This is a genomic window from Rikenella sp. (genome assembly GCF_056799795.1).
The window spans coordinates 51,383-76,236 of the sequence record NZ_JBQIQO010000002.1; the positions used below are offsets into that span (position 1 = coordinate 51,383).

Annotated in this window: 28 protein-coding genes and 1 tRNA gene; 10 read left to right on the top strand and 19 right to left on the bottom strand. The window is 56.8% G+C overall.

All coding sequences use genetic code 11. From position 1 onward, the window contains the following. The first annotated feature begins 7 nt into the window (after positions 1-7). Genes polA through ACTO3O_RS00845 form a run of 4 tightly spaced genes read left to right on the top strand, consistent with a single transcriptional unit; the run spans position 8 to position 6,196 of the window. Positions 8-2,911, top strand: coding sequence for a DNA polymerase I (polA, locus tag ACTO3O_RS00830; RefSeq protein WP_297829267.1), 2,904 nt, complete (start codon positions 8-10; stop codon positions 2,909-2,911). 48 nt (positions 2,912-2,959) lie between these two features. Further along, positions 2,960-4,171 carry an ABC transporter permease gene (locus tag ACTO3O_RS00835; RefSeq protein ID WP_297829264.1) on the top strand — a complete coding sequence of 404 codons (1,212 nt, stop codon included), beginning with the start codon at positions 2,960-2,962 and terminating at the stop codon, positions 4,169-4,171. Beyond that, positions 4,168-5,052 (top strand): hypothetical protein, encoded by an 885-nt coding sequence (locus ACTO3O_RS00840; RefSeq protein ID WP_297829261.1) that lies wholly within the window; start codon positions 4,168-4,170, stop codon positions 5,050-5,052. Before ACTO3O_RS00835 ends, ACTO3O_RS00840 begins: the two co-directional genes overlap by 4 nt. Continuing rightward, positions 4,991-6,196: an amidohydrolase family protein gene (locus tag ACTO3O_RS00845; protein WP_297829258.1), complete on the top strand. Its 1,206-nt coding sequence runs from the start codon at positions 4,991-4,993 to the stop codon at positions 6,194-6,196. The genes ACTO3O_RS00840 and ACTO3O_RS00845 overlap by 62 nt, the downstream gene beginning before the upstream one ends. 323 nt (positions 6,197-6,519) lie before the next feature. Here the strand turns inward: ACTO3O_RS00845 and ACTO3O_RS00850 are convergent, their stop codons facing one another. Genes ACTO3O_RS00850 through trpS form a run of 3 tightly spaced genes read right to left on the bottom strand, consistent with a single transcriptional unit; the run spans position 6,520 to position 9,895 of the window. After that, the gene (locus tag ACTO3O_RS00850) at positions 6,520-7,467 is read right to left on the bottom strand and encodes an HlyD family secretion protein (RefSeq protein ID WP_297829255.1); all 948 of its coding nucleotides are present in this window, start codon (positions 7,465-7,467) and stop codon (positions 6,520-6,522) included. Between the two features lie 21 nt (positions 7,468-7,488). Then, the gene (locus ACTO3O_RS00855; RefSeq protein WP_297829252.1) at positions 7,489-8,781 is read right to left on the bottom strand and encodes a TolC family protein; all 1,293 of its coding nucleotides are present in this window, start codon (positions 8,779-8,781) and stop codon (positions 7,489-7,491) included. Between the two features lie 31 nt (positions 8,782-8,812). After that, a complete protein-coding gene (gene trpS, locus ACTO3O_RS00860; RefSeq protein ID WP_294592600.1) occupies positions 8,813-9,895 on the bottom strand; it encodes a tryptophan--tRNA ligase in 1,083 nt (360 codons plus the stop codon). A gap of 233 nt (positions 9,896-10,128) precedes the next feature. Here trpS and ACTO3O_RS00865 point away from each other — a divergent pair, with 233 nt between their 5' ends. The 5 genes from ACTO3O_RS00865 (at position 10,129) to ACTO3O_RS00885 (ending at position 16,058) form a co-directional block, all read left to right on the top strand. Further along, positions 10,129-10,869, top strand: a complete 741-nt coding sequence (locus tag ACTO3O_RS00865; protein WP_298080703.1) for a hypothetical protein — start codon at positions 10,129-10,131, stop codon at positions 10,867-10,869. Positions 10,870-11,031: 162 nt separating this feature from the next. After that, a complete protein-coding gene (locus ACTO3O_RS00870; RefSeq protein WP_297829246.1) occupies positions 11,032-12,705 on the top strand; it encodes a putative transporter in 1,674 nt (557 codons plus the stop codon). A 19-nt stretch (positions 12,706-12,724) separates the two neighbouring features. Then, positions 12,725-13,306, top strand: a complete 582-nt coding sequence (gene folE, locus ACTO3O_RS00875) for a GTP cyclohydrolase I FolE (RefSeq protein ID WP_294592607.1) — start codon at positions 12,725-12,727, stop codon at positions 13,304-13,306. A gap of 25 nt (positions 13,307-13,331) precedes the next feature. Next, complete coding sequence (locus ACTO3O_RS00880; protein ID WP_294592609.1) at positions 13,332-14,753, top strand: amidophosphoribosyltransferase; 1,422 nt, start codon at positions 13,332-13,334, stop codon at positions 14,751-14,753. Between the two features lie 21 nt (positions 14,754-14,774). Next, entirely contained in the window at positions 14,775-16,058 is a 1,284-nt protein-coding gene (locus ACTO3O_RS00885) for an O-acetylhomoserine aminocarboxypropyltransferase/cysteine synthase family protein (protein WP_297829243.1), read from the top strand. Positions 16,059-16,156: 98 nt separating this feature from the next. Here ACTO3O_RS00885 and ACTO3O_RS00890 read toward each other — a convergent pair whose 3' ends face one another. Both ACTO3O_RS00890 and ACTO3O_RS00895 read right to left on the bottom strand, forming a co-directional pair. Further along, a complete protein-coding gene (locus tag ACTO3O_RS00890) occupies positions 16,157-16,777 on the bottom strand; it encodes a lipoprotein signal peptidase (protein WP_294592613.1) in 621 nt (206 codons plus the stop codon). A gap of 184 nt (positions 16,778-16,961) precedes the next feature. Continuing rightward, the gene (locus ACTO3O_RS00895) at positions 16,962-17,237 is read right to left on the bottom strand and encodes an HU family DNA-binding protein (RefSeq protein WP_294592615.1); all 276 of its coding nucleotides are present in this window, start codon (positions 17,235-17,237) and stop codon (positions 16,962-16,964) included. Between the two features lie 170 nt (positions 17,238-17,407). On the opposite strand from ACTO3O_RS00895, the gene ACTO3O_RS00900 reads away from it, so the two are divergent. After that, positions 17,408-17,492, top strand: a tRNA-Ser gene (locus tag ACTO3O_RS00900). Positions 17,493-17,871: 379 nt separating this feature from the next. On the opposite strand, the gene ACTO3O_RS00905 is transcribed toward ACTO3O_RS00900, so the two are convergent. The 14 genes from ACTO3O_RS00905 to ACTO3O_RS00970 form a co-directional block, all read right to left on the bottom strand. Continuing rightward, positions 17,872-18,294: a hypothetical protein gene (locus ACTO3O_RS00905; RefSeq protein WP_482596264.1), complete on the bottom strand. Its 423-nt coding sequence runs from the start codon at positions 18,292-18,294 to the stop codon at positions 17,872-17,874. Positions 18,295-18,521: 227 nt separating this feature from the next. After that, positions 18,522-18,926: a DUF7841 family protein gene (locus tag ACTO3O_RS00910; protein ID WP_482596266.1), complete on the bottom strand. Its 405-nt coding sequence runs from the start codon at positions 18,924-18,926 to the stop codon at positions 18,522-18,524. A 14-nt stretch (positions 18,927-18,940) separates the two neighbouring features. Next, positions 18,941-19,087 (bottom strand): hypothetical protein, encoded by a 147-nt coding sequence (locus tag ACTO3O_RS00915; RefSeq protein ID WP_482596268.1) that lies wholly within the window; start codon positions 19,085-19,087, stop codon positions 18,941-18,943. A 120-nt stretch (positions 19,088-19,207) separates the two neighbouring features. Beyond that, positions 19,208-19,714 (bottom strand): hypothetical protein, encoded by a 507-nt coding sequence (locus tag ACTO3O_RS00920; protein ID WP_482596270.1) that lies wholly within the window; start codon positions 19,712-19,714, stop codon positions 19,208-19,210. Positions 19,715-19,775: 61 nt separating this feature from the next. Then, the gene (locus tag ACTO3O_RS00925; RefSeq protein WP_482596271.1) at positions 19,776-20,240 is read right to left on the bottom strand and encodes a hypothetical protein; all 465 of its coding nucleotides are present in this window, start codon (positions 20,238-20,240) and stop codon (positions 19,776-19,778) included. Positions 20,241-20,270: 30 nt separating this feature from the next. Beyond that, complete coding sequence (locus tag ACTO3O_RS00930; protein WP_482596273.1) at positions 20,271-21,128, bottom strand: hypothetical protein; 858 nt, start codon at positions 21,126-21,128, stop codon at positions 20,271-20,273. Positions 21,129-21,281: 153 nt separating this feature from the next. Then, complete coding sequence (locus ACTO3O_RS00935) at positions 21,282-21,557, bottom strand: hypothetical protein (RefSeq protein WP_482596275.1); 276 nt, start codon at positions 21,555-21,557, stop codon at positions 21,282-21,284. Between the two features lie 9 nt (positions 21,558-21,566). After that, positions 21,567-21,896, bottom strand: a complete 330-nt coding sequence (locus ACTO3O_RS00940) for a hypothetical protein (RefSeq protein WP_482596277.1) — start codon at positions 21,894-21,896, stop codon at positions 21,567-21,569. Positions 21,897-21,995: 99 nt separating this feature from the next. Next, positions 21,996-22,556: a hypothetical protein gene (locus tag ACTO3O_RS00945; RefSeq protein WP_482596279.1), complete on the bottom strand. Its 561-nt coding sequence runs from the start codon at positions 22,554-22,556 to the stop codon at positions 21,996-21,998. Between the two features lie 109 nt (positions 22,557-22,665). Continuing rightward, positions 22,666-22,998 carry a hypothetical protein gene (locus tag ACTO3O_RS00950; RefSeq protein ID WP_482596280.1) on the bottom strand — a complete coding sequence of 111 codons (333 nt, stop codon included), beginning with the start codon at positions 22,996-22,998 and terminating at the stop codon, positions 22,666-22,668. A gap of 2 nt (positions 22,999-23,000) precedes the next feature. After that, complete coding sequence (locus ACTO3O_RS00955) at positions 23,001-23,213, bottom strand: hypothetical protein (protein ID WP_482596282.1); 213 nt, start codon at positions 23,211-23,213, stop codon at positions 23,001-23,003. 174 nt (positions 23,214-23,387) lie between these two features. Then, complete coding sequence (locus tag ACTO3O_RS00960) at positions 23,388-23,810, bottom strand: YopX family protein (protein ID WP_482596283.1); 423 nt, start codon at positions 23,808-23,810, stop codon at positions 23,388-23,390. Between the two features lies 1 nt (position 23,811). Continuing rightward, the gene (locus tag ACTO3O_RS00965; protein WP_482596285.1) at positions 23,812-24,096 is read right to left on the bottom strand and encodes an XkdD/Y8K6 family phage-associated protein; all 285 of its coding nucleotides are present in this window, start codon (positions 24,094-24,096) and stop codon (positions 23,812-23,814) included. Between the two features lie 85 nt (positions 24,097-24,181). Beyond that, complete coding sequence (locus ACTO3O_RS00970; RefSeq protein WP_482596287.1) at positions 24,182-24,844, bottom strand: hypothetical protein; 663 nt, start codon at positions 24,842-24,844, stop codon at positions 24,182-24,184. Positions 24,845-24,854: the final 10 nt, after the last annotated feature.

The following is a 24,854-nucleotide window of genomic DNA, read 5'->3' on the forward strand; positions in this document are numbered from 1 at the left end:
CAGCACGATGGAGAAACTCTTCCTGATCGACGCCTACGCCCTGATCTTCCGTTTCCACTACGCCTTTATCAGCCGTCCCATGCGCAACGCCCAGGGGCTGAACACCTCCGCCATTTTCGGCTTCGCCAAATTCCTCAACGAACTGATCGTCCGCGAGCAGCCGAAATACCTCGGCGTCGCTTTCGACCCGCCGGGAGGCTCCTTCCGGCGCGACCTCTACCCCCTCTATAAAGCCAACCGCGATGCCACGCCGGAAGATATCATCACCGCCGTGCCGCACATCAAAGCGATTCTGGAGGCCATGCGGATCCCTATTCTGGAGGTGGCCGGTTATGAAGCCGACGACGTGATCGGCACCTTGTCCCATAAAGCCTCCTGCTGCGGCGAGTACGACGTCTTCATGGTCACCCCCGACAAAGACTACGGCCAGCTGATCAAACAGAACGTCAGCATGTACAAACCCGCGAAGGGGGGCGAAGGGATCGACATCGTCGGGTTGGACAAAGTGTGCGAGAACTACGGCATCGCCGATCCGCAACAGGTGATCGACATTCTGGCCTTGTGGGGCGACGCCTCCGACAATATTCCAGGTGTGCCTGGGGTGGGCGAGAAGGGGGCGCGGAAACTGGTCGCCCAGTGGGGCGACGTCGAGAACCTGATCGCGCATGCCGATGAATTGACCCCGAAACTGCGGGCCGCCGTGCTGGAAAATCAGGAGCAATTGCGACTCTCCAGAGTGCTCGCCACCATTCGGCTCGACGTCCCGATCGAGTTCGATCCGACCGCCTTGCAGCTCGAAGAGCCTGACTATGCCGCGCTGCGGAGCATCTATATCGAGCATAACTTCAACCTCCTGTTGCGCGACGTCGACAGCCGGCTCTTTCACAGCAGCGCACTGCATGCCCAGACCCTGCCGTCGCTCAGCAAACAGAAGCCCGGCAAACCGAAACCCTATTCGCAACTCGGCGGCCAGATGTCCCTCTTCGACTCCGTGCCGGAAACCGATACTGCGGCGGCGGTCTCGCCTTTGTCCGAGATGGTCGTGCCGCCGACCCCTACAGAGGCCGACGAGGCGGCGTTGGTCGCTTCCGACGGTTTGCAGACATTGGCCACGACCGAACATACCTATCATATCGTCGAGACCGAGGAACAGTTGGCGGAACTCGTGGCTCTGCTCGGCCGGTCGGAAAAGTTCTGTTTCGACACCGAAACCTCGGGGATCGAGCCTTTGCGGTCGGAACTCGTGGGGCTTTCGTTTTCGGTCGCCGCCCACGAGGCTTTCTGGGTGTCCACGCCCGATGCGGAGCGGCGGGCACAGGTGCTGGCCGCTCTGAAACCGGTGTTCGAAAACGACCGGATCGGCAAAATCGGCCAGAACATCAAGTTCGATATGCTCGTCCTGATGCACGCCGCCGGGATCGAAGTCCGCGGGACGCTGTACGACACCATGATTATCCACTACCTGCTCGATCCCGAGGCGCGGCACGGGATGGATTTTCTCGCGCGGCGATTCCTCGGGTACGATCCCGTACCGATCGAGACCCTGATCGGCAAGGGGGCGAAGCAGACCTCCATGTTGTTCGCCGATCCGGCTCGGGTGGCGGAGTATGCGGCCGAAGATGCCGACGTCACGTGGCAGCTCTTCGAAAAGTTGTGGCCCCTGCTGGAGGAGACGGGCCAGACCGGTCTGTACTGTCGGATCGAGGCTCCTCTGATCCCGGTGCTGGCGCGGATGGAGTTTGCCGGAGTTTTCGTAGATCGGCATATTCTGGGCGAGTCCGGAGCGGTGCTGACCGTCGAGGCGGCGCAGTTGGAGGCCGGGATTCGCGAGACGACCGGCGTGCCCGATCTGAACGTCAATTCCGCCAAACAGTTGGGCGACGCTTTGTTCGAGGGGCTGAAGATCGACCCGAAACCGAAGCGCACCAAGACGGGACAGTACCGGACGGACGAAGAGTACCTCCAGTCGCTGTCGGCGAACCATCCCGTGATCGAGAAGATTCTGGAATACAGGGGGCTGAAGAAGCTGCTTTCGACCTACATCGAGGCGTTGCCGCAGCTGATCGACCCGCAGACCGGACGGATACACACCTCGTTCAACCAGGCGGTGACCGCCACCGGGCGGTTGAGCTCCACGAATCCCAACTTGCAGAACATTCCGATCCGCGACGCCGTCGGGCGCGAGATTCGGAAGGCCTTTACGGCGCCCGACCACGGCCATGTGATCGTCTCGGCGGACTATTCGCAGGTCGAACTGCGCATTATGGCGCATCTGTCGGGGGATGCGGCCTTGCGGCAGGCCTTTCTCGACGGCGAGGACATTCATACGGCGACGGCGGCCCGGGTCTTCGGCGTTGCGCCGGAGGAGGTGACCCGCGAACAGCGTCGGCGCGCCAAGACGGCCAACTTCGGGATCATCTACGGCATCTCGGCCTTCGGGCTGGCGACGCGGCTGCGGATTCCGCGCGGCGAAGCGAAGGAGTTGATCGACGGTTACTTCACCCATTATCCGGGGGTCAAGGAGTATATGGACCGCGTGGTGGCTGAGGCGCGCGAGCAGGGATATGTCGAGACGATCTTCGGTCGGCGGCGGTATCTGCCGGACATCCGGTCGGGGAATGCCGTGACCCGCTCCCTGGCGGAGCGAAACGCCATCAACGCCCCGATTCAGGGGAGCGCGGCCGATATTATGAAGATGGCGATGATCGACGTCGATCGGCTGCTGCGGGAGCGGGGGAGCGGAGCGCGGATCGTCCTTCAGGTGCACGACGAACTGGTGCTGGAGGTGCCTCAGGGCGAGGTGACGGCGGTAACCGCCCTGCTGACCGAGGCGATGGCCGGAGCGGCGGAGCTGTCGGTGCCGCTGCTGGTCGAAGCCGACGCGGGCGTCAGCTGGCTCGACGCCCACTAACCCGGAGACGGAGACGCTGAAAATACCTTTATTATCTTTGCACCGGATATGCTCTCGTCATTCATCGCCCGCCGGCACCTCTTCAGCCGAAAATCCCACGCCGTCATCAACCTGATCGCCGGGGTGAGCGTCGTGGCTGTGGCCGTTCCGGTGATGGCGCTGGTTGTGATTCTCTCGTTCCACAACGGGCTGAGCGACTTTATCCGGGAGATGTACAGCGAGTTCGACGCCGAACTGCGCGTGACGCCGCGGACGGGGAGCGGATTCGACGCCGAAGCCTTGCGGGCGCGGATCGAGCCTCTGCCTGAGGTGGCAGCCGTCAGTGTCGTGGCGGAGCAGAACGTCCTGCTGACCCATGGCGGACGGCAGTGGATTGCGGCGATGCGCGGCGTGGACAGCCTCTACCACGAGGTGATACCGATCGAGCGGCGCTTGGTGCAGGGGCAATACCGGTTGCAGCACGGCGATCTCGACGAGGGGGTCTTCGGACAGGGGGTGGCCTATGCCTTGGGTCTGTCGGGGGGGCTGATCGAGCCCGTGCAGGTCTATGCCATCCGGCCGGGACGCGGCGGTGCGACCGCTTCGTTCCTGCCGGTGTCGCTCTATCGCACTGCCGCGCTTCGACCCGCGGGGATTTATGCCTTGGACGAGCAGACCGACTCGCGTTATCTGTTTGTGCCGATCGCTTTGGCGCGGCGGCTGACCGGAATCGGCGAGGGGCGCGGGACTTCGCTGGAGATTCGGCTCGCGGAGGGGATGTCGCCCGAGCGGGGACAGCGGGCGGTGGCGGCAGTGGCGGGAGACGATTTCGACGTGAAAACCCGTTTCCAACAGAAAGAGACCGTCTACCGCATGGTGACGCAGGAGAAGTGGATCATCTATCTGCTGTTGATGTTCGTCGTGTTGATCGCGGCTTTGAGCCTGGTGGGGACGGTCGTCATGCTGGCGGCCGACAAGGAGCGCGACCGGGAGATGCTGCTCGCCATGGGAGGCACGCCGGGGCTGTTGCGGCGGGTGTTTACGTGGGAGGGGGCGTGGATTACGGCGGTGGGGGTAGGGCTGGGGCTGGCGCTCGGAGTCGGGTTTGCGCTCGCGCAACAGCGGTGGGGGCTCATCCGGATGGTCGGCGAGGCATTCCTCATGGAGGCCTATCCCGTGCGGATCGAGGCGGCGGATTTGGCGGCGGTCGGGTTCGGCGTCTTGTTGCTGGGGACGGCCATCGGTGCGGCGACGGCCGCAGGCGTTATAGGACGAAAATGAAAAAATATATTCTCATAGCAGTGGCGTTGTGGGCTGCAGCGGCTTGTCACCGCGGGCCGCGGGCGATTCCCGAGCAGGAGATGCGGGCGATCATCCGTGAGACGCTCATCGGACAGTCGATCATCCAGCAGGATCGCGACGAACGGCGTTTCCGGCCGCTCGACTCGCTCGACATGTACAGTGAGGTGCTGGGGCAGTACGGCTATACGCTGGAGGACTTCCGCTTCACCGTTCGCGAGATGGCCATGCGGAAGAGCAATCCGCTGACCAATATCCTGGGCGAAGTGGCCGCCGATATCAAGGCGATCAGCGTGGTGGCCGAGGCGCGTTACAAACATCAGCTGCATCTGGACTCGATCGCCCAGCAGATGACCTCCGACACGGTTTTCCGCAGCGATACGGTGTTGCGGGGGAAGCTCGACGGCTATCGGTTCGTCTATGCGCAACGTTCCGAGAAGGGCGATTCGGTGGTGCCGAAGGGGCTCTATCGGCTGAGTTTCAGGTATTCGACGGGTTCGCATGCCCGGTCTTATACGAAATCCGTTCGTGCGCGCCGCGTTTCGCGGGACGGGGATGCGGCGGAAAATACCTTCTGGCTGCCGGTGGCGAAAGATACGGTTCCGTATGAGGGCGAGATCCGGGTGGCGACGGGAGTCGAACGGCTGACCGTCTCGATTTCGGAGACCTTGCGGAAAGACCAGCGGCCCGACACATGTTATTTGACCGGAGTCCGGCTGACCTATGTGCTGCCGGTGGTTCAGGCGCGGGCGGCGTGGCTCGAACGGCTGACCGGATTCCCGTCCGATTTGGAGAAATATTATGAAAAACAGTACCTCGACAGTTTGGCGAAGCGTAGCGGCTCCGTACCTCCTCGACTCTGACGGAACGCTGCTGCGCAACGGAGTGGTTCGGTTCGCGGCGGACGGGACGGTGCTCGGCGTGGAGTCGTGCGACCGGATCGACTCGCTGCCGCAGACGGAGTACCACAACGGCATTCTGATTCCGGGGATGACCAATGCCCATTGCCACCTGGAACTCTCCTGTTTCAAGGGGGCCATTCCGTCGCAGGTGGGGATGGTGGAGTTTATCCGGAATGTGGTCTCGCGGCGGAACGACTTTTCGCGCGAGGAGCAGGAGGAGCGGGCGATCGAAGAGGATTTGTCGATGTGGCGCGAAGGGATTCAGGCGGTGGGGGATATCAGCAACGACACGACCTCTTTTCCGGCTAAAGTCAAGGCCAAGACGGAGGGGAGGACCCGATACCATACGTTTGCCGAATTTTTCGGCCTGCCGGCGGACGACGAGGCGGAGGCTTTCTATCGTCGTTCGGTGGATCCGGTGGTGGCGGCTGCCGATCGGGCCGGGCTGCCGGTGACGCCGACGCAGCACTCCACCTATTTCATGTCGGACAGACTGTTCAAACGGGCGGCGGATTCGCCGTTGATGTCGATCCACTTTATGGAGACGCCCGCCGAGGTCGATTTTTTCGATCGCAAGGGAGGGATTTTCGAACTGGTTTCCGCTTCGGCGGGCCGGGAACCGGATTTCCTGGCTTACGGGGGACATGCCGAACGGCTCGTCGGGTCGTTGCCGCGGGAGGCGCACTTGATTCTGATCCACAACACGCAGATGCGGCGGCAGGATATGGAGTTGATTATGGGGTATTTCGAAGATGTGACGTTCGTGCTCTGTCCGCGGTCGAACTACTACATCGATGCCGATTTTCCGCCTGCGCAGATGTTATACGAAGCGGGTGCGCGGGTGGCGCTGGGGACGGACAGTCTGTCGTCGAATCGGTCGCTGTCGATGGTCGAGGAGATGAAGTGGCTGTGTGCGCACAATCCGGCGTTGCCCTTGGCGGCGGTGTTGCAGTGGGCGACGCTGAACGGCGCGCGGGCGTTGAGGTTCGGCGATGAGATCGGCAGTTTCGAACCGGGGAAGCGTCCGGGGGCGGTGCTGCTGACGGGCGTCGATTTCGATGCGATGCGGCTGCGGGAAGATGCGAAGACGGTGCGGCTGTTGTGATGCGTTGGGTGAGGGACAGAGCTCTGTTCCTATTCGAGCGCGCCTCGGAAAATTTGGGGTAGAGGTTGCCCATTAGGAATTAGGGTAGAGGCTGCCATTTCGGAGTGCCCGTGGGCACCGTTTATTCCGAGAGGCAACGCAACTGATGACCGCGGGCGCGGTAGTCCGCGCCGCTGTGGTAGAGGTGCTGCGAGTAGAAACTTAAGCCCATGCCGTTGAAATCGCTGACTGTAGAAGCCCTGCTGGAGCCGCTGTAGCCGACGCTGCCTGGCTCGCCCGAGGCGTGGTAGCGGAAGCCCGGGGCGCACAGTCGTTTGACAATATTATTCCTGCGCTGCCAGAGTATGCGGGTCGAAATAGACTTCCGCCGGCATGCCGATTTTCAATACACCGTCCCGATTCGGGACGTAAATTTTCAACGCATAGACCAGATTGGCCCGCTCGCTGCGCGTCTGGATCACTTTGGGCGTAAATTCCGCCTGATCCGCAATCCAGCCGATCCGACCCGGCATCCGGAAGCCGTTTTTTACATAAACGCTGTCCACCTGCACCGTCACCTCCTGCCCCAGCCGAATCGCAGCCAACTGCGGCTCCTCGATATACGCCCGCAGAATCATCGTATCCAGGTTCGCCACCTTGTAGAGCGGCTTGCCGATCGTCGCCAGCTCGTACCGCTCGGCATACTTCGCCAGCACCCGCCCCGCAATCGGATTCACCACGTAAGCGTTGTCGATCCGATCCTGCACCTGGAGAATCTGTTGCCGGAGCGGCTCCATCCGCGCCAGCAGCGTCCGGGTCTGGATGTCCAGCGTCGAACGCTCCGCATCCAATTGTTTCTGAAGGATTTCCGCGTCGTAATGCAGATTGTCCACCTGCTGCCGCGTCGAAGCGTCCTTCTCGGCCAGCGCCGTGTAGCGCGCCAACTCGCGTTGCACCTTAGCCAACCGTTCGCGCACCACGTCCAACTGTTTCTCCCGTTCCGGCAGCTGGGCCCGCAGTACCGCGATTTCTCCCTGCAACTGATTCCGCTGCAACACCAACTGCGTCGTATCCACCCATCCGACGATTTCGCCCCGATGCACTCGGCTCCCCTCTTCGAGGTTGAACTCCAGCAGTTTGCCGTTGCAATCCGCCGAAACGATCACCTCCACGGTTTCGAGATTGCCGTAAGCGTCCGGCTCCGGCCCCCGCTGACAAGCCGTCAGCCCGCTCGCCACGACCGCCGATAGGGCTGCGGTCGCTAAAATTCGGTTCGAAAAGATGCTTTGCATAGTCTTCTGCTTGAATACGTGTCAGTTATAAATCCCCCGCACTGCCTGATAAGCGATCCACGCCTCGACCAGCCGCAAGGCGTTCACCTCGGCGCTGATCCGCGCCGCCGCCTCGTTGTTGAACTCCGTCAGGTACTCCGTCGCCGTAATCACCCCCTGCTCGAACTGCGCCTGGGCCTGTTCGCGAACCACCTTTCGGGCCTCGACGAGCGTCGGGTCTAGTTGTATCGTCTCCTGCAACCGCTCGATTTGCACCCGATATTGCGCCGCCTCGATCGAAACGTTACGTTCGAAATCGCGTTGTTGCTGGTCGATGTCCCGACCGGCCACCCGATTGATTTTCTTCTCTTTTTGCGTAGCGTCCCAGCTCGTCAGCGGCAGCCGGAATCGCAATCCGCCGATCGCCATCGGGGCGAAATTCCGGTCGAAGAGGTCGTACCCCGGACGTCCGTACCCCCCGCTCGCAAAGAGCGATAACTGAGGGTTCGACCGGCTGTTCGACATCCGGTTTTGTGCCTCCAGTAGGTTGCGTTGTTCGGCGTAGAGCTTCATCTCCGAACGTTTCTTAAACGGTGCCGCCTCTCCGTCCGGAATCCCCTCCGTCGGAACCGGCGGTATCTCGAAATGCGTCCGCTCCGTGATCTCCATCCCCGTCAGTTCCGCCAATGCCGTGATGTATTTGGCCCGCTCGCCGCTCAGCGCGATTCGCTCCTGGTTCAACTCCAGCATCCGCGCCGCCAGCGATGCCTGTTCCGCTCCCGTCGCCATTCCCTGTTCCATCCGGGCCGTCACCGCCCGGAGGCTCGACTCCAGCGTCTCGCGCATCAACCGGTTGACCTCCAGCTGCTTTTCCGTGAGTAGAATGCCGATATAGGTGCGATTGATCCGGTCGCGCAGCCGGTCGAGCTCTACGGCCAACGACGCCGTCTCGACCTCCGCCGTCGCCGCATGGAGACGCTTGGTGTTCCGCACGCTGTGTCCGGCGTAGATCACCTGATTCAGCTCCACCGTGGCCCGGTATTGATCCTTCGGCAGATCCATCGTCACCGGCAGCGGAAAGTCCGTCGGCAACTTCGGCACCTCGTTCTGGTAGCTGCCCTGTGCCTGAATCTCCAACTGCGGCAGCAGGCTCGACGAAGTCGCCCGGTCTTGCGCCTTCCGTTTCTCGCCGACGAGCGTCTGGCGGGCGCTCAGCGGCGACCGTTCGACAGCCGCCCGCCGGCACGCATCCAGCGTCACCGCCGTCCCCTGAGCCCCGGCGACCGTCGTCGCGCAGCTCAGCCATATGATTGAGAGTATGCGTTTCGTCATCATGGTACGAAGGATTGAATCTTTCCCGATAGATTTAGCGATACTCCTGCGCCTGTTGCGCAATCAGAGCCTCGTCGTCGAAGTAGTCGATGCGCATCGCCCGCCGCACATCGGCCAACGTAGCCGCCGCCGCCTCGCGAGCCGCCTCGCTGCCCCGCTTCAGCATGCGGTAGACCTCCGGAATGTCCTGCTCGTACTCCTTGCGCCGGGCGCGGATCGGTTCCAGCGTCTCCTCCAGCACCGCATTGAGCAGCCGTTTGACCTTGACATCGCCCAGTCCGCCCCGCCGGTAGTGTGCTTTGAGCTCGTCGAGGCCGGCATATTCCGGCAGGTAAGCGGCAAAATGCTCCGGTCGGCAGAAAGCGTCGAGGTAGGTGAATACGGTATTCCCCTCGACCTTCCCCGGGTCTTCGACCCGCAGGTGCCCCGGGTCGGTGAACATGGTCTTGACCCGCTTGGCCACCTCTTCGGCGCTGTCGGATAGGTAGATGCAGTTGCCGAGCGACTTGCTCATCTTCGCCTTGCCGTCCGTCCCCGGCAGCCGCAGGCAGGCCGCGTTCTCCGGCAGCAGAATCTCCGGCTCCACCAGCGCCGGCCCGTAGATCGAGTTGAACCGCCGCACGATCTCGCGCGTCTGTTCGATCATCGGCTCCTGATCCTCGCCCACCGGAACGGTCGTGGCGCGGAAAGCCGTGATGTCCGCCGCCTGGCTGATCGGATAGGTGAAGAAACCCACCGGAATGTTCGCCTCGAAGTTGCGCATCTTGATCTCGGTCTTCACCGTCGGATTCCGTTGCAGACGCGAGACGGTCACCAGGTTCATATAATAGAACGACAGTTCGCACAACTCCGGAATCTGGGACTGGATGAAGATGGTGCTCCGCGTCGGATCGATCCCGCACGAGAGGTAGTCCAGAGCCACTTCGATGATGTTTCGCCGCACCTTTTCCGGGTTGTCCGCGTTGTCGGTGAGCGCCTGCGCGTCGGCGATCATGATGTAGATGCGGTCGAACTCGCCGGAGTTTTGCAGTTCGACACGCCGTTTCAGCGAACCTACGTAGTGTCCCAAGTGGAGGCGTCCCGTGGGGCGGTCGCCGGTCAGAATAATTTTTCCCATTTTCTTGCTATTTCATTCGCGCCTTTCGGCCCGCCGGAGCGGGCGGCGGCACATCGTTTCCCGTACAGGCGACCGGCCGGCTCATCTCCCTGTCGTCCCCGGCTTTTCGAGCGGCGGCGCATCCCGCAGGCGATATTTATTTATGACGGATGTCAATAAAGTTCAAATTTAATGCTATCTTTGGGATATTCAAAACGCAACTCAAACTTATAAATATCATGAGATTTAAATCAATGCTTCTTGCTCTGGCCGCAGTCGGGGCTGCGGCGGTCGGCGAGGCGTATGCTCAGCGGGTCGTGACGCCGTTCACGCCGCGGGTCGTGGATTCGACCGGCAAAAAGGTCTATGTCCAGCCTCAGAAAATCCGGCGGAGCCGGTTGGCGGTTACTTTCGGCTACGGCTATTCGCCGATTACGGCCAACTCCAGCTATGCCAACAAACGTTTTCCGTTCGTCGAGAACAACTCGCCTACGGTGGTCGATCCGCCGTCGAAGGTGACCGGCTGCTTCGGGACGGTCAGCTTGGGGATCAACTACGAGATCACGCCGTGGCTGGAGCTCAACGTGCCGTTCGTCTATTCGCACAGCAAGGGGTGGCAGCCCTGCGTGCGTGGATCGGAAGACATCTCGGGCGGACAGAAGGACGACTGGTTCACCTTGTTGCCCAACTTGCGGATCAACTGGGTGCGGAACAATTGGCTGTCGGTCTACACCCGGGCGGGTATCGGGTTCGGCGTGGGGAATCGGTGGGTGTCGATCGACCAGGACCAGACCGTGAAGGCGATCTTCGGCTGGCAGGTGTCGCCGGTGGGGGTCGAGATGGGGAAGGGTAATTTCTGCTTCTTCGTCGAGGGCGGATACGGCTTTACGGGAGCGGTCACGGCAGGGATCAAGCTCAAGGTCGGCAAGATGCAGAAAAACGGCCGGGTGAGCACGGGGCGCAAGGTCGATTGGTATGAAAAGTACCTGAGATAGGGCGTTCGGCGTTCGGACGCACACGATTTTCGACAGAGGTCGGATGCTGCGGTTCCGGGGGCGGGGCGGCGGGATTCGGCCTCTCGCGTTTTCGGGCCGAAAATCGGTATACCGAATCAAAATAAAGCGTACCTTTGTCCCCTCTTTAATTTCGGAAAGTTTATGGAGTGGATACATAATCTCTTTTTCGGAGGCGGCGTGGCCCATTCGATCCTGCTGATCGCGCTGGTCATCGCTGCCGGGATCGCGCTCGGGAAGATCAAAATCGCCGGCATTTCGCTGGGCGTCACCTGGATTCTTTTCGTCGGCATCGCATTGAGCCATTTCGGCATGCGCATCGACCCGACCACCTTGCACTTCGTCAAGGAGTTCGGGCTCATTCTCTTCGTCTACTCCATCGGGTTGCAGGTGGGGCCCGGGTTCTTCTCGTCGCTCAAGAAGGGGGGCTTTACGCTGAATATGCTGGCCTCGGCGATCGTGCTGATCGGGGTGGCCATCGCTTATATCATCCACGTGGTGACCGGCATTCCGATTACCACCATGGTGGGGGTGCTGTCGGGAGCCGTGACCAATACCCCGGGACTCGGGGCGGCGCAGCAGGCCTATACCGATATGAAAGGCGTCAGCGATCCGTCGATTCCGCTGGGCTATGCCGTGGCTTATCCGCTGGGGGTGATCGGGATTATCGTTTCGATCATGGTTTTGCGGCTGATTTTCCGCATTCGGCTGGACAAGGAGGCTGCGGCGGCCAACCACAGCGATCAGGACGACGCGGGGGCGCAGCGCATCTCGATCGTGCTGGAGAATCCGACCATTGCCGGGCGGACGGTGGGCGATATTTCGAGCCTGATCGACCGGACATTCGTCATCTCGCGCGTGTGCCACCAGAAAGACGGACGTACGGAGATCGCCAGCAACAACACCGAGCTGAACTTGGGTGATAAGTTGTTCGTGATCGCGGCACACAAAGATGAAGATGCGCTGGTGGCGTTCCTCGGGCATAAGCTCGACATGGCTTTCGAAGAGTGGGAGAAGCTGGACAGCCAGTTCGTTTCGCGCCGCGTGATGATCACCAAATCGGAGCTCAACGGAAAACGGTTGGGCGACCTCCGGTTGCGGAGCACGTATGGGATCAATATTACGCGGGTCAATCGGGCCGGGGTCGATCTGGTAGCCAATCGGAACCTCCATCTCCAGATGGGCGACCGGGTGACCATGGTCGGTACCGAGATCGGAGTGGCCGAGGCGACCAAGGTCTTGGGGAACTCCATGCGTCGGCTGCGCGAACCGAACCTCATTCCGATCTTCATCGGGATCTTCCTCGGGGTGCTGCTCGGGAGTATTCCGATCATGCTGCCCGGCATTCCGCAACCGCTCAAACTCGGTTTGGCGGGTGGGCCCCTCATCGTCTCGATCCTCATCAGCCGCTTCGGGCCGCAGTATAAAGTGGTCACCTACACCACCATGAGCGCCAACCTCATGCTGCGCGAGATCGGGATTGCGTTGTTCCTGGCAGGGGTCGGCCTCGGTGCGGGGGAAGGATTCGTGGAGACCATCGTCGACGGCGGCGGATACAAATGGGTCGGATACGGCGTGATTATCACCATGGTGCCCTTGTTGATCGTCGGCATCGTCGGCCGGTTGTTCTACAAAATCAACTACTTCACCCTCGCGGGGCTGCTGTCCGGCAGTATGACCGACCCGCCTGCGCTGGCCTACTCCAACGCCGTGGCGGGGAACGACCTGCCCGCGGTGGGCTATGCAACGGTCTATCCGCTGACCATGTTCCTGCGCATTCTGACCGCCCAGCTGCTGATTCTCTTCGCGGCGGCGTAATCTCTCTCCGACAGGTTTTATGGAATACGACGAACAAAAGATCGCCCGGCTGGCCGAACACTATAAAGCCATCCTCGAACTCCTCGGCGAAGACCCCGCCCGCGAAGGGCTGCTCAAGACGCCGGAACGCGTGGCCAAAGCCATGTCGTTCATGACCCAGGGCTACGACCAGGAGCCCATCGACATTCTCCTCTCCGCCAAGTTCCGGGAAGAGTACAAACAGATGGTGGTCGTCAAGGACATCGAACTCTACTCGCTGTGCGAACACCACCTGGTGCCGTTCTACGGGAAAGCGCATGTGGCCTATATTCCGAACGGCTTCATCACCGGCCTCTCGAAGATACCGAGGGTGGTGGATTGCTTCGCCCGGCGGTTGCAGGTGCAGGAGCGGCTCACGGTACAGATTCGCGACTGCATACAGGAGGCGCTGAACCCGCTCGGGGTGGCTGTCGTTATCGAGGCGAGCCACATGTGCATGCAGATGCGCGGCGTCGAGAAACAGAACTCGGCGACAACGACTTCCGCTTTTACGGGAGCCTTTCTTACCCAAATTCAGACCCGCGAGGAGTTCATGAACCTCATTTCGCACAAGCTCAGATAACTCACCTTTCACATACCACCATCCTATGAGCGGATTTTTCGGCTGCGCCTCCCGGCGCGAATGCGTCAACGACGTCTTCTACTGCACGGACTATCATTCGCACCTCGGCACCAAACGGGCCGGGCTCGCCTTCTACAACGGCGAGAAGTTCATCCGGTCGATCCACAGCCTCGAAAACGGCTACTTCCGGAACAAGTTCGAAGACGACCTGCCGAAATTCGAAGGATCCTGCATCGGGATAGGCGTCATCAGCGACTTCGAATCCCAGCCCGTGACCGTCACCAGCCATTTGGGGCGTTTCTCGGTGGTTACGGTGGCGCGGATCGAGAACATGGACGAGATCGCCGAACGGTTGTTGGCCGAGAACGTCCATTTCGCCGAACTCTCCGGATCGGAGATCAATCCCACAGAGCTGGTGGCGATTCTCATCAGCCAGAGCAAGACTTTCAAAGAGGGGATCGAGAACGTCCAGCGGACGATCAAGGGCTCCTGTTCGATGCTGATTCTCACCGAACACGGCATTTACGCCGCGCGCGACCGGTTCGGGCGGACACCGGTCATTATCGGAAAGAACGACTTCGGGTATGTCGCGGCTTCTGAGAGTTCGTCGTTTCTCAATCTCGGATACGAGTATGTGAAAGACCTCGGGCCGGGCGAGGCGGTGCAGCTGACGCGGGACGGTATTACCGATATCCTGCCGGCGGGGAGTCGGAAACAGATATGCTCGTTCCTGTGGGTTTATTACGGCTATCCCTCCTCGGACTACGAGGGGATCAATGTCGAGGATGCCCGCTATCGGTGCGGCGCGGCGATGGCGGCGCGGGACGGGGAGGTCGAGGCCGATTTCGCCGCCGGGATTCCGGACTCCGGAGTGGGACATGCCATCGGGTATAGCAATGCCCGGCGGATTCCCTACAAACGGCCGTTCGTCAAGTATACGCCGACCTGGCCGCGGAGTTTTATGCCCCAGAACCAGGCGATGCGCGATCTGGTGGCCAAGATGAAGCTGCTGCCGAACGAGGCTTTTACGCGCGGGGCCAAGATCGTCTTCATGGACGACTCCATCGTGCGGGGGACGCAGCTCAAGGACAATGTCGTGAAACTCAAAGAGGTGGGGGTCGAGGAGGTGCACATGCGGATCGCCTGTCCGCCTTTGATCTTTCCGTGCCGGTTCCTGAACTTTTCGACTTCGCGCTCGACTTTCGACCTCTATGCCCGGCGCGTGATCCGCGATCTGGAGGGGACGGACAAACTCTCGGACGAGACATTGGCCGAATATGCCGACGACACCAGCGAAAAATACCGGAAAATGGTCGAAGTGATGGGGCAGCAGCTGCAACTGACCTCGCTCAAATTCCAGAACTTGCAGGATGTGGTGGACGCCATCGGCTTGCCGAAGGAGCAACTGTGTACCCATTGCTGGGACAACAGCAGTTACGTGGAATAGCTTAAAAAAAACGGCCATTTTATGGAAAAACGATTCAAACGCGAGACCTTGTGCGTGCAGGGCGGATGGCAGCCCAAGAAGGGCGAGCCGCGGGTATTGCCCATTTACCAGAGCACGACCTTCAAATACGAGACCAGCGACCAGATGGCGCGGTTGTTCGACCTGGAGGAGAGCGGCTATTTTTACACCCGGTTGCAAAATCCGACCAACGACGCCGTGGCGGCCAAGATTGCCGCTCTCGAAGGCGGGGTGGCGGCCATGCTGACCTCGTCGGGACAGGCGGCTTCGTTTTACGCCCTCTTCAACCTCTGTTCGGCGGGAGATCATTTCGTGAGCGCGTCGGCGATTTACGGCGGGACGTTCAACCTCTTCGCCGTGACCATGAAGAAGATGGGGATCGAGGTCACCTTCGTGGACGGAGATGCGCCGGCCGAGGAGATTGCGCAGGCTTTCCAGCCCAATACCAAGGCCTTGTTCGCCGAGACGATCGCCAACCCGGGGCTGAACGTGCTGGACATCGAGAAGTTTGCGAAGGTTGCGCATGAGCACGGGGTGCCGCTGATCGTGGACAACACCTTTCCGACGCCGATCAACTGCCGGCCTTTCGAATGGGGGGCGGACATCGTGATCCATTCGACCACGAAATACATGGACGGGCACGCTACCGCGGTGGGCGGAGCGATCGTGGACAGCGGGAATTTCGACTGGGCGGCGCATGCCGCGAAGTTTCCGGGGCTCACGGCGCCGGACGAGTCGTACCACGGGCTGACCTACACCGAAGCGTTCGGCAAGGGGGCTTATATCACGAAGGCGACGGCGCAGCTGATGCGCGACCTCGGCTCCATCCAGTCGCCGCAGAACGCCTTTCTGCTCAATCTCGGTCTGGAGACGCTCCATCTGCGGGTGGCGCGCCACTGCGAGAATGCGCAGCGGGTGGCCGAGTATCTCGCTTCGCGAACCGATAAGGTGGCTTGGGTCAACTATCCGGGGCTGCCGGGGAACAGGTATTACGAACTGGCGCAGAAGTACATGCCGAACGGGACGTGCGGCGTCGTGACATTCGGTCTCAAGGGGGGACGGGAAGAGTCCATTCGCTTTATGGACAGCTTGGAGCTGGGCGCGATCGTGACCCATGTGGCGGATGCCCGGACATCGGTGTTGCATCCGGCCAGCCATACGCACCGTCAGCTGACGGACGAGCAGTTGATTGCGGCCGGAGTGGCGCCCGATTTGATCCGCTTCTCGGTGGGGATCGAGGATGCCGGGGATATCATCGCGGATATCGAACAGGCTTTGGAACGATAACCCCCTCTCCGAACGACATCGCGCCGACCGCTATTCGAAAGTACCTCGAAATAGCGGTCGGCGCGTTTTCCATACCCCCCTCTTTTTTTCCTGTGAGCCTACCTGAAATATTTGTACTGGAAAATCAACAGATAAGCGAATCCGCACGTCACATAAGCATCCGCAATGTTGAAAACCGGGCTGAAAAAGGTGTACGGCTCTCCGCCGATGAACGGCACCCACGACGGCATCCGTTCAATTTCGATGATCGGAAAGTAGAGCATATCCACAACGCTCCCGTGCAGAAACGGTGCATATCCCGTCCCCCACGGCACGAAATGAGCCACCGCATAAGGCGTCGATTCCGAGAAAATCAGCCCATAGAACGATGCGTCGATAATATTTCCCATCGCTCCCGCCAGCACGACCGCCACCCCGACGATCACCCCCCGCGGCGCCCCCCGACGAACCAGGCGGACGAGATACCAGCCGATCGCTCCCACCGCCGCGATGCGCAACAAGCTCAGGGCCAGTTTTCCGTAGCTCCCCCCGATCTCCATCCCGTAAGCCGCTCCCCGGTTTTCGATGAAGTTGATGTAGAACCAGCGTCCGAAGACCGGAATCGCTTCGTTCAGCGTCATATGCGTCTTGACCGCGATCTTGACCGTCTGGTCGATCGTCAGCAGGGCGATGACGAAGAGCAGGAGCAGCAGAAGGGGCTTTTTATATTTCGAATCCATAGGAGTCAGTCTCGGTAGTCGTGTGTGCGGCAAAGATACGAAAATGCCGACCGATTTCCGAAGTAATTCCGAAAACCGATCGGCATGAATAAATGACATATTGCCGCATATCGAAAATCACCGCGCCTGTTTCAGACGGTGCGGCCCCGTTCGGGCGCTCGATACGCAGACGTTGTAGCCGGTGTTATTTCCCCACCACCGAGTTCAGTTCAGCGCCAGCCTTGAATTTAACCACTTTCTTGGCAGCGATCTTGATCGTAGCCCCCGTCCGCGGGTTGCGTCCCGTGCGAGCCGGTTTTTTCGTTACGCTGAACGAACCGAAGCCTACCAGCGCGATTTTGTCGCCCGCCTTCAGCGTTTTGCCCGTTACGTCGATAAATGCTTCCAGCGCTTTTTTAGCCTGAACTTTGGTCAGTCCTGCACCCGTAGCGATGGCATCGATCAGTTGAGATTTATTCATAACCGTTAGTGTTTAGAAAGTTAGTAATATCGGTTGTTGGATGTTGCAAATATAACGGATAAAACTTAACCGCCAAGTATTTAATCGTTTTTTTTGCGTGCCGGGTGTGTTTTTGGTCGGAAAAACGTTCGGGTTTTGCAGGAAAAGAAAAAACCGCTACTTTTGTGCCCGGAGAGGTGGCAGAGTGGTCGATTGCGGCGGTCTTGAAAACCGTTGAGCTGCGAGGCTCCGGGGGTTCGAATCCCTCCCTCTCCGCTATACGGAGTGATAATCAATTAAATATGATTATCACGGACTAATTTGGGGACTTACTTCCCGGCTGATGCAAAATAGGCAGACGTTAGTCTGCCTATTTTTTATTGCAACGCAGACATCGAGCCTGCCGATGCGGGCGTTGCAGTTACAAAGATAATCAAAACCACCCATTATGCCATTCTTTGTCCAAAATCAGAGGGCAGATTGGTTTCAGATTAATAATTGGAGTTCGAATTTGACTTGCTCGAAAACATGGTCAGGTAATTCGGGTTCGAGCATTTTAAGGAGTTCGGCAATGTGTTCGCGACGCTCTTTTTCTTTTTCGGCGCACTTACATGCATCGCAAGTGGTCTTAGAATTACACATAAGGTTTTGTCTTTTAAGTTTGCAAAGGTGCTTTTCTGCATTGGCAGCAGATAAATCGATGAATATCTTCCCAGAGCGTTGAATTCAAGTCTCCAGTCAGGTAGGCCACCTCTTCACCGCCGGTATTCAGTCGATATGTATCCGCGATATCGTCAACCAAATGCCTTAGTTCGTGTTCGAACGAATTGAGAAATTGATCCGGCGAAGAGTATAACCCTACAACAAGTACCGACTTCCCGATCTTTTTGTTCGAGTAAGTGAATCCGGTATCTATGTTTCGCTCCGAAAGGTTCTTTTTGACTCGTTTTTGGATTTGTTGCGGGCAATCAATAGATGCCAGCGTATGCAAAATCCAATCGGTCTGATAGCAGGTAACAGCATAGAATATTTCTACACTCCAGTCGTATTTTTCAATCCGAATTTTACTTCGCTCCATACGTCTTGTTCCATTTTCGAAGAATAGCTCTTCGTTGTCGACGCGGCAGGTTGGAGTTTCCTATTCCATAAGCAAAATCTCGGAGTTGTTCGAAATCCTCTTTCAACATGTGGTCAATCATCTGTTTAGGGTCTTGCCCTGTAAGTACTTTTAGGGCATATTTCAACATTTTCATTGTCACTTGTCTAAAAAGCCAGGGCGTCCTATGGGTGAGAACGCCCCTGCCGTTAAATGAAATCTTCCCAAATGATGGGTTCTCCTTTAGCGATACAATCGGCATAGTATCTCGTTAAGGCAATTCCATCTTCTCCGTCCGGATCATCGATATACGCTTTGACGAATTGCATGATTTGGGCCTCGGTTTTAAGCGGTTCGGGATAGAAATCGGCATAAGCCATATTGGCGACATACATACAGTCGTAGCCTTTTGCTTTGTCGATTTCGATTGCATTTCGCTTCAATGCCTCTGCCACCTCTTCATGCGTCCATTGATGAGTGCTCCCGTCGGCATTCTTCATGCGCTTGGGGTCAGTAGCATATTCCGCTAATTTCTTCGAGAAATGCCATCCGTAATGAGACAGGTAATCCCGCATGCCTTTTGGAATATGCTCGTGAGTATCCAGCCTGCTCATGGCCTAATAACGTCTTACGCGAGAATACGGCCCAGTTCCTCGAACCCCTCGGCGTTCGCCGTAATCTTCGTCATCGTCATCATCTTCCCACGGTTTTCGCATTCCGTATCCACCGCGTCCCCCGCCGAAATATCCGTCTCGTTCGCCGTAACGCTCACCATAGTTTTCGTTCATTTTCTTGCGCTCATCTTTGCGCCCTTTCCGATATGCCTGTTCCAGCATTTCGTTGATCTGCTCATGGTCTTCTTCAAACCCACGAGCAATTCCTATCGCTTTCCAGCTCATTGTTTTGCAGTTTTTGTTGTTTCGGATTTGAGCATTCCCTTGATCTCACCGGGCAACGTTTTCAATATCTCTTTCATAGATGCTAATTCGCTGCTCAGTCGTTTGATCTCCTCATCCTGTTCTTGCGCTTTTGCATAGCCAGGATCGAGTTCTTTAAGAATTTGTTCGTAGGCAGTCAAATTGCCACGATGCCGGTCGACGGAATTTATGACATCCAGACTTTCTTTTTTGGCTGCTGTAAGAATTGGCATGAGGCCGTCTCGGGTCATGGATACCGTAATTCCGTTTTTAGATTCCACATCCATATTGGCTCTCACCCCCCAAGACTCCCCGTTGTCAAGCGATATATTGACATATTGCTGCATAAACGGGTTCATTTGGCCGGGTGTCGGCTGCGGATAATAAGGCGCACCCACTTCTTTGACTGTGGCCGTATAGAATTTCGGAACCTCGCGTAAGTCAAGCACATAGACCGAACTACCTTTTCTCAAATTCTGAAACATGGTGATTGATTTTTAAAAGAAGCGATCGGGGGAATGGAATCCCCCTTTCGCTTTTCCGGTTTTACTGTGAATTTTTGGCCGTCGTCCGTGTGTTTGCGACCGTCTGAGTGGCCGGAGGAACAATATGGTTCACTGCCTGAAAGACACCGTCACACTTGTTGTAGTAGATCAGGTATCTGTTACCTTGTGATATTTCAGACGATGCCATCTGTGTTCCCGAGCCGTTCAATAAGGCGATCTTCGACCTGGTTGTAGTCGAACCGGCGGTTGCCGAGTTGCCCGGTACCGTCGCCAACGAGACGGGAAACGCCTCGGAACCGGCTGCCGGAACATGGTTGATCTTCAAAAGAAGAAGACCTGAATTCGGCAACTGTCGAAACTGATACGGACAGATGTTGTAAATCACCTCGCTGGCCGTCGTGTCGGTCGTTACCGAGATAGTCCGGATAGCCGGAATTCCACGGGGATCCAAACGACGCACCGGGAATCGATTGGCCAAAAACCACGGATTATTCAAAGGAAACATGGTTATAACCTCCTTTCTTTTAAAAGGCGATTAGCAACCGCATCCATTATCGAATCCTCCCGGATAACCATATCCCGGCCCGCCATAGTAAGGCGCATTGGGATTGCAGGTCAAATAAGCCGGAACCGGGCACGGCTTGAGCTGCGAAATGATATTTGCCGTCTGTGCCTGTTGCGAGGCCGAAAGCTGATAGGCCTGTACCTGATCGCGGAGGTTCTGGTTTTCTCGCTGCATTTCGCGCATTTCGAGCTGGCAGAACTTGTCGTTGATGATCTGTGTTTGTGCGTCGATCTTGGCTCCGAGAATATTGAACTGCGTGTTGGCATTGTTGGTCAGCGTGTTGGTCTGATTGACCGTTGCCAACTGGTTTTCGTACCCCATCTTGGTAATCGATTCCCGAAGTTCGCAGCAGCACTGCGCAAGCTGGTTCCCAATCTGGCAACCCACCGATTGAATCGAGTTGATTACCTGTTGCCCGGTCATACCGACTTGACCAGCCACCTTGTCGATAGATCCCTGCAACCCGCAAAGGGCGTTCTGAATCTGCGAAATCGAGCAATTGAGCGAAGTAGACAGCTGTCTGATGTCATTTCCGTTCCCCTGAAGCGCATTCATAAGCATTTCGCGCCCTGCATCGCCATTCAACTGTGCCGGAAGGCTATTCATTCCGTTTCCACCGAAACCGAATCCATTTCCGCCCCAACAGAAGAAGAGCAGAATAATCCACATCCACCAACAGCCGTCACCACCCCATGCGCCGCGATTGTTGTTACCGTTCATCAACGCAGCAACGAGGTTCGGATCCATCCCATGGTTCTGCATCAGAGCGGGGAGCATGGAAGCAACAGAATTGCCGCTGTCTCCGAACATGAAAATGTCTTTGTCCATAGATTGAAATTCATTAATTGTGGCTCGCTCTCTCACGTGGAGCGACTCACGTAGGCCTATGGAACAAAAGTAAAAGGTGCCGATACAGCGTACCAGCACCTTGCATAATAAAGTTAGAGTATTGTTTTTCAGAAGATTACATGCACGAATGCACTATCTTTTCTTGTCCCGAATCTCTTCCATTTCACGATACTTGAAAAGTACTTTCCGTTGTTTGGTAATTGCAGAACGGCTACACTTGGAACGGAGTGCTGATTCGCTCTTTCCGGTAATTCGTTTGGCCTGCTCAAAAGTTACATCTACGTTCAGAATGCTTTTCAGCACGGCAGCTGCTCCGTCAATCACTTCCTCGGAGATGTTATCGAAACATCCCTGTTCAACCATATTACCTAGTTGATGAAGTAAAGCGGAGACTGATTCTTTGGACATGGATTCGCATTATCGTTTCAAAGATTGCTCTGAACATTGCATTTTGCAAGTTTGGATATACTTTTTGGCTTCTATCTTGCCTTGCTCCATTATGATTCGGTAGTACCTTTCGATCTGTACGTCGGTATAACGGTGCGAAAGGCAGAGATCAACAAATTTCCGCCCGGAATCCACGCCATATTTCTGTTCTATACGCCAGAAGTAACCTGATTCTGGATGTTGCAAAAGAAAAAAACCGTAATCTTCGACAAATGGAGCACCTCCACGCCATTTAGGTTCTGCGATTTCGTCACTAATTCTCCTCGCAACTAAATTTCCGTATTCATCAACCATTGCCATTTTTGCTTAAATCACTATATTTGTGGAGCAGAAAGCAAAAGCAATTTGCGGTATGAATCAAGGAGGTTTCAGCTGGGCGGCGGATCCTCCTTGTTTATTTTACCTTGTGAATAAAATTGGAAACCCTGCCGCGTTCCACGCCAGTAGACAGGCGTCGCGCATCTCTTGAGAGGTTCGGTTTCGGTTTGTGATCGGGGCGAAGGCTATCAGTTCCTGATGAGTGATCTTGCGATCAGGGCCCGCCCAGATTTTGCGGAGCGGTCGTTGCTCGACGACTTCCAAATCGTAGTGGCGGCACATTTGTACAATCTGTCTGCCGATCTCGTGGTTACGTCCCACGGCGTTTCCCTTGGCGGCGGCTGAGCGGTAGGTGTCCCGACGGTTCGCGTGGTAATGCGTTCGGATCAGCCACCCCGCCTCGACCACCACCACAAACGACTCGTTATGTTCATCTCCCCACTTTCGGGCGAATTGCAGGTAGTCGAGTAGTTCCGGAAACGCGAGCGCGTCGCACTCCAGTCGTCGGGTCTTCGGGCGTAACCACGCCACGCCGCTTCGATCCACATCGGGATCAATGGCGATGATGTTGTCGGGTCGGATCGGTGGCGAGAGGGTCTCTATTGCTGCGCGCTGCGCTTTGGTTTGTCGGCGGATGGGCATATGTTTTTGTGTTTAATCGACTATTGAAAATCTTTGAAAAATCATCCCGTCCCGCCCTACTAACCGCCCGCGTGGCACGCAGGACTTCGGGCAGGATAGGATGATGGTTTTACTTTTCGGGATTCGTCGGGATGGGGAGCCAGTATTCCCAGTAGAAATAATTAGGATCTTCCCACTCTTCTTGTATAATCCTATTATCTTCAATAATCTTACCTCCAAAAGTATGTTCAATAATGCCTGTTTTAGAGATGCATACTATCTCTTGATCATGGCAAGGTGGCTCCTCTTCGACCGGGATCCACCGGGTAGCGGCTTTTGCGCCAGCGAGGAAAGCCCGTTCCATCATTCCAATATGTCCTCCCATTCCTTGGACATCTAATGTACGTTTGGTGTAAAACGCGTTCTCGGCGTATTCCCGCGCCTGCTCTTCAATCGTTTTCATAGTCAAATGCGTATTAGGTTCTTAGCCAAGGCACAGACTCTTTTACCTGAGTCCTTTTCAACGATCACCGCATCATAATCCCTCCATTTTCCATACCCCACCACAGTACCTTTAAAAGGAATCCCAAGATGATCTCCGACAGCCGTTGTAACTCTACATCCAATAGGGAATTTTTCTTCGAGGTTATCAACCTTTTTATTTTCAATCGTTTTCATAATCTGTTTTCTGTTACTTTAATTTAGTATCTGCATTTGCATCATACCCGCACCAAGAGCAGATGCCGGTCAGCACGTTCGGCATGTAGTTCTCTGCTCCGCACTTCGGACAACGCGCAAGAGCTATCTTCCCGTCTTCCTGACGCCATAGGCCGCGAGGTAGTGTTTTGTCATTCATCGCCTGTCTCCTTCCAGTAACTCCGGGGTGTCGTGGATGTTGCCGATCACTTCTAAAATATCTAAGTTATTTATCGACCCCCACGGGGATTCTTCATCTTCGGCAATGCAAAATCCCCCATAGCTGAACATGATTAAGAAAGTCAATCCTACCAATAAGTTATCATACTCTTCATCTCGGCTTTCCACCATCACTATATCCCCCTCCCATATATCATTGCCGTTCTTGTCTTTCAGTCCAGAGTATTGGCCGACGGTATCCGGATTGACCTCGTAGCAATCCGGGCCATTCCACGCGTCTTTGGGGTAAATGTGGTATGCTTTGATACTATCATTCCCGATATAATCGTGCACTAAATCCCCTATCAGCCATTCGCCGCTATCAATGTGCTTTCCTCTGAATTTGATTTCTCGTGTCATGCTATTCTCCGAGTGCTTTTTTGATGATTTGTTTGGCTTTCCGGTAGGCTGGTTCCTGGTTCAGGGCCGGGATCGACTTGGTGAGTCCGGATTCCCAAGCTTCGACCAATTCCTGCAACACTTCCAGCATCTCAGGCGCGGCGGCGATCAACTTGCCATTTTCTGAGTCAAATCTCCCTGTTTTTGATACAGCTACAGCGACTACTGCTTTTCTCTTAGTGCTGCATACGACACTTGAATCTTCGTACTCCCACGGCCCCGGGGTTCCTTTGAATTTTGTTTTCATGGTTTGAATTTTTTTTAGTATTCCCGTCCTCCCGCCCTCAGGCGGAAAGGTCGGGGTAAGTTTCAATACGCGGACAAGCCGCTCTCTATTCTGAGAGGCAACGCAACAGAAAACCGTGGGCGCGGTGGCCCGAGTAGCTGGGACTAAGCCACGTCACGTTGAAACCCAAGTCCATGCCATTGGTACCGCTGACCGTGGAAGCCCAGCTGTAACCGCTGCCGCCGACGCCGTTCAGCGCGCCCGTATCTTTGTCGCGAAACCCACCGGCAGGGATGAACAACCTACCGTCAAACAGACGACCGAATTCCCCCTGATACAGGGCCCACTTGCTCGGTAAGTCGCATAACGCCTCGAAGTCTTCCACGCTCGGCACGAGTCGGCCTGCCTCAGGATCGTTCGCTTCATCGAACGTAAAGTAATCCCCGACACCATTCTCCGCGCTTGCGCCCTCGTTGAAAGGCTTCCAAAGTTTGCCCCCGATCTCCTCTGCCTTGAAATCGATCGGTCGGTTGCGCTGCGTCGGCAATCCAGCCTCAAGCAATACCTCCTGTTCATCCAATTCGAGAAAGAACGCCGCATCGTAGATTTTGCTATCAATGCACCACCAGTGGTTGTCGAGAAGTACACGAATGAATCCGGGCCTATCGCCCTGATCGGTAGCTTCCATCATCCGTTTAAACTCTGGTTTGCATGCCCCGGCCTTGTGGCAGCGGTCAATGATTGTTTTTTGAAATTCCTGAAAGGTCATAGCGTATGGT

What these genes read in the sequence shown, in the direction of transcription:
- ACTO3O_RS00850 (WP_297829255.1), bottom strand. Translation starts at nt 7,467, where the DNA reads ATGCAAAGCATCTTTTCGAACCGAATTTTAGCGACCGCAGCCCTATCG.
- ACTO3O_RS00920 (WP_482596270.1), bottom strand. Translation starts at nt 19,714, where the DNA reads ATGTTTCAGAATTTGAGAAAAGGTAGTTCGGTCTATGTGCTTGACTTA.
- ACTO3O_RS00935 (WP_482596275.1), bottom strand. Translation starts at nt 21,557, where the DNA reads ATGTCCAAAGAATCAGTCTCCGCTTTACTTCATCAACTAGGTAATATG.
- ACTO3O_RS00835 (WP_297829264.1), top strand. Translation starts at nt 2,960, where the DNA reads ATGCTCTCGTCATTCATCGCCCGCCGGCACCTCTTCAGCCGAAAATCC.
- ACTO3O_RS00950 (WP_482596280.1), bottom strand. Translation starts at nt 22,998, where the DNA reads ATGAAAACGATTGAAGAGCAGGCGCGGGAATACGCCGAGAACGCGTTT.
- ACTO3O_RS00925 (WP_482596271.1), bottom strand. Translation starts at nt 20,240, where the DNA reads ATGTTTCCTTTGAATAATCCGTGGTTTTTGGCCAATCGATTCCCGGTG.
- ACTO3O_RS00945 (WP_482596279.1), bottom strand. Translation starts at nt 22,556, where the DNA reads ATGCCCATCCGCCGACAAACCAAAGCGCAGCGCGCAGCAATAGAGACC.
- ACTO3O_RS00845 (WP_297829258.1), top strand. Translation starts at nt 4,991, where the DNA reads ATGAAAAACAGTACCTCGACAGTTTGGCGAAGCGTAGCGGCTCCGTAC.
- trpS (WP_294592600.1), bottom strand. Translation starts at nt 9,895, where the DNA reads ATGGGAAAAATTATTCTGACCGGCGACCGCCCCACGGGACGCCTCCAC.
- ACTO3O_RS00960 (WP_482596283.1), bottom strand. Translation starts at nt 23,810, where the DNA reads ATGACACGAGAAATCAAATTCAGAGGAAAGCACATTGATAGCGGCGAA.
- ACTO3O_RS00865 (WP_298080703.1), top strand. Translation starts at nt 10,129, where the DNA reads ATGCTTCTTGCTCTGGCCGCAGTCGGGGCTGCGGCGGTCGGCGAGGCG.
- ACTO3O_RS00965 (WP_482596285.1), bottom strand. Translation starts at nt 24,096, where the DNA reads ATGAAAACAAAATTCAAAGGAACCCCGGGGCCGTGGGAGTACGAAGAT.
- ACTO3O_RS00870 (WP_297829246.1), top strand. Translation starts at nt 11,032, where the DNA reads ATGGAGTGGATACATAATCTCTTTTTCGGAGGCGGCGTGGCCCATTCG.
- ACTO3O_RS00895 (WP_294592615.1), bottom strand. Translation starts at nt 17,237, where the DNA reads ATGAATAAATCTCAACTGATCGATGCCATCGCTACGGGTGCAGGACTG.
- ACTO3O_RS00890 (WP_294592613.1), bottom strand. Translation starts at nt 16,777, where the DNA reads ATGGATTCGAAATATAAAAAGCCCCTTCTGCTGCTCCTGCTCTTCGTC.
- ACTO3O_RS00905 (WP_482596264.1), bottom strand. Translation starts at nt 18,294, where the DNA reads ATGGAGCGAAGTAAAATTCGGATTGAAAAATACGACTGGAGTGTAGAA.
- ACTO3O_RS00915 (WP_482596268.1), bottom strand. Translation starts at nt 19,087, where the DNA reads ATGGTGAGCGTTACGGCGAACGAGACGGATATTTCGGCGGGGGACGCG.
- ACTO3O_RS00955 (WP_482596282.1), bottom strand. Translation starts at nt 23,213, where the DNA reads ATGAAAACGATTGAAAATAAAAAGGTTGATAACCTCGAAGAAAAATTC.
- ACTO3O_RS00840 (WP_297829261.1), top strand. Translation starts at nt 4,168, where the DNA reads ATGAAAAAATATATTCTCATAGCAGTGGCGTTGTGGGCTGCAGCGGCT.
- ACTO3O_RS00855 (WP_297829252.1), bottom strand. Translation starts at nt 8,781, where the DNA reads ATGATGACGAAACGCATACTCTCAATCATATGGCTGAGCTGCGCGACG.
- ACTO3O_RS00940 (WP_482596277.1), bottom strand. Translation starts at nt 21,896, where the DNA reads ATGGCAATGGTTGATGAATACGGAAATTTAGTTGCGAGGAGAATTAGT.
- ACTO3O_RS00910 (WP_482596266.1), bottom strand. Translation starts at nt 18,926, where the DNA reads ATGAGCAGGCTGGATACTCACGAGCATATTCCAAAAGGCATGCGGGAT.
- ACTO3O_RS00930 (WP_482596273.1), bottom strand. Translation starts at nt 21,128, where the DNA reads ATGGACAAAGACATTTTCATGTTCGGAGACAGCGGCAATTCTGTTGCT.
- ACTO3O_RS00885 (WP_297829243.1), top strand. Translation starts at nt 14,775, where the DNA reads ATGGAAAAACGATTCAAACGCGAGACCTTGTGCGTGCAGGGCGGATGG.
- folE (WP_294592607.1), top strand. Translation starts at nt 12,725, where the DNA reads ATGGAATACGACGAACAAAAGATCGCCCGGCTGGCCGAACACTATAAA.
- polA (WP_297829267.1), top strand. Translation starts at nt 8, where the DNA reads ATGGAGAAACTCTTCCTGATCGACGCCTACGCCCTGATCTTCCGTTTC.
- ACTO3O_RS00880 (WP_294592609.1), top strand. Translation starts at nt 13,332, where the DNA reads ATGAGCGGATTTTTCGGCTGCGCCTCCCGGCGCGAATGCGTCAACGAC.
- ACTO3O_RS00970 (WP_482596287.1), bottom strand. Translation starts at nt 24,844, where the DNA reads ATGACCTTTCAGGAATTTCAAAAAACAATCATTGACCGCTGCCACAAG.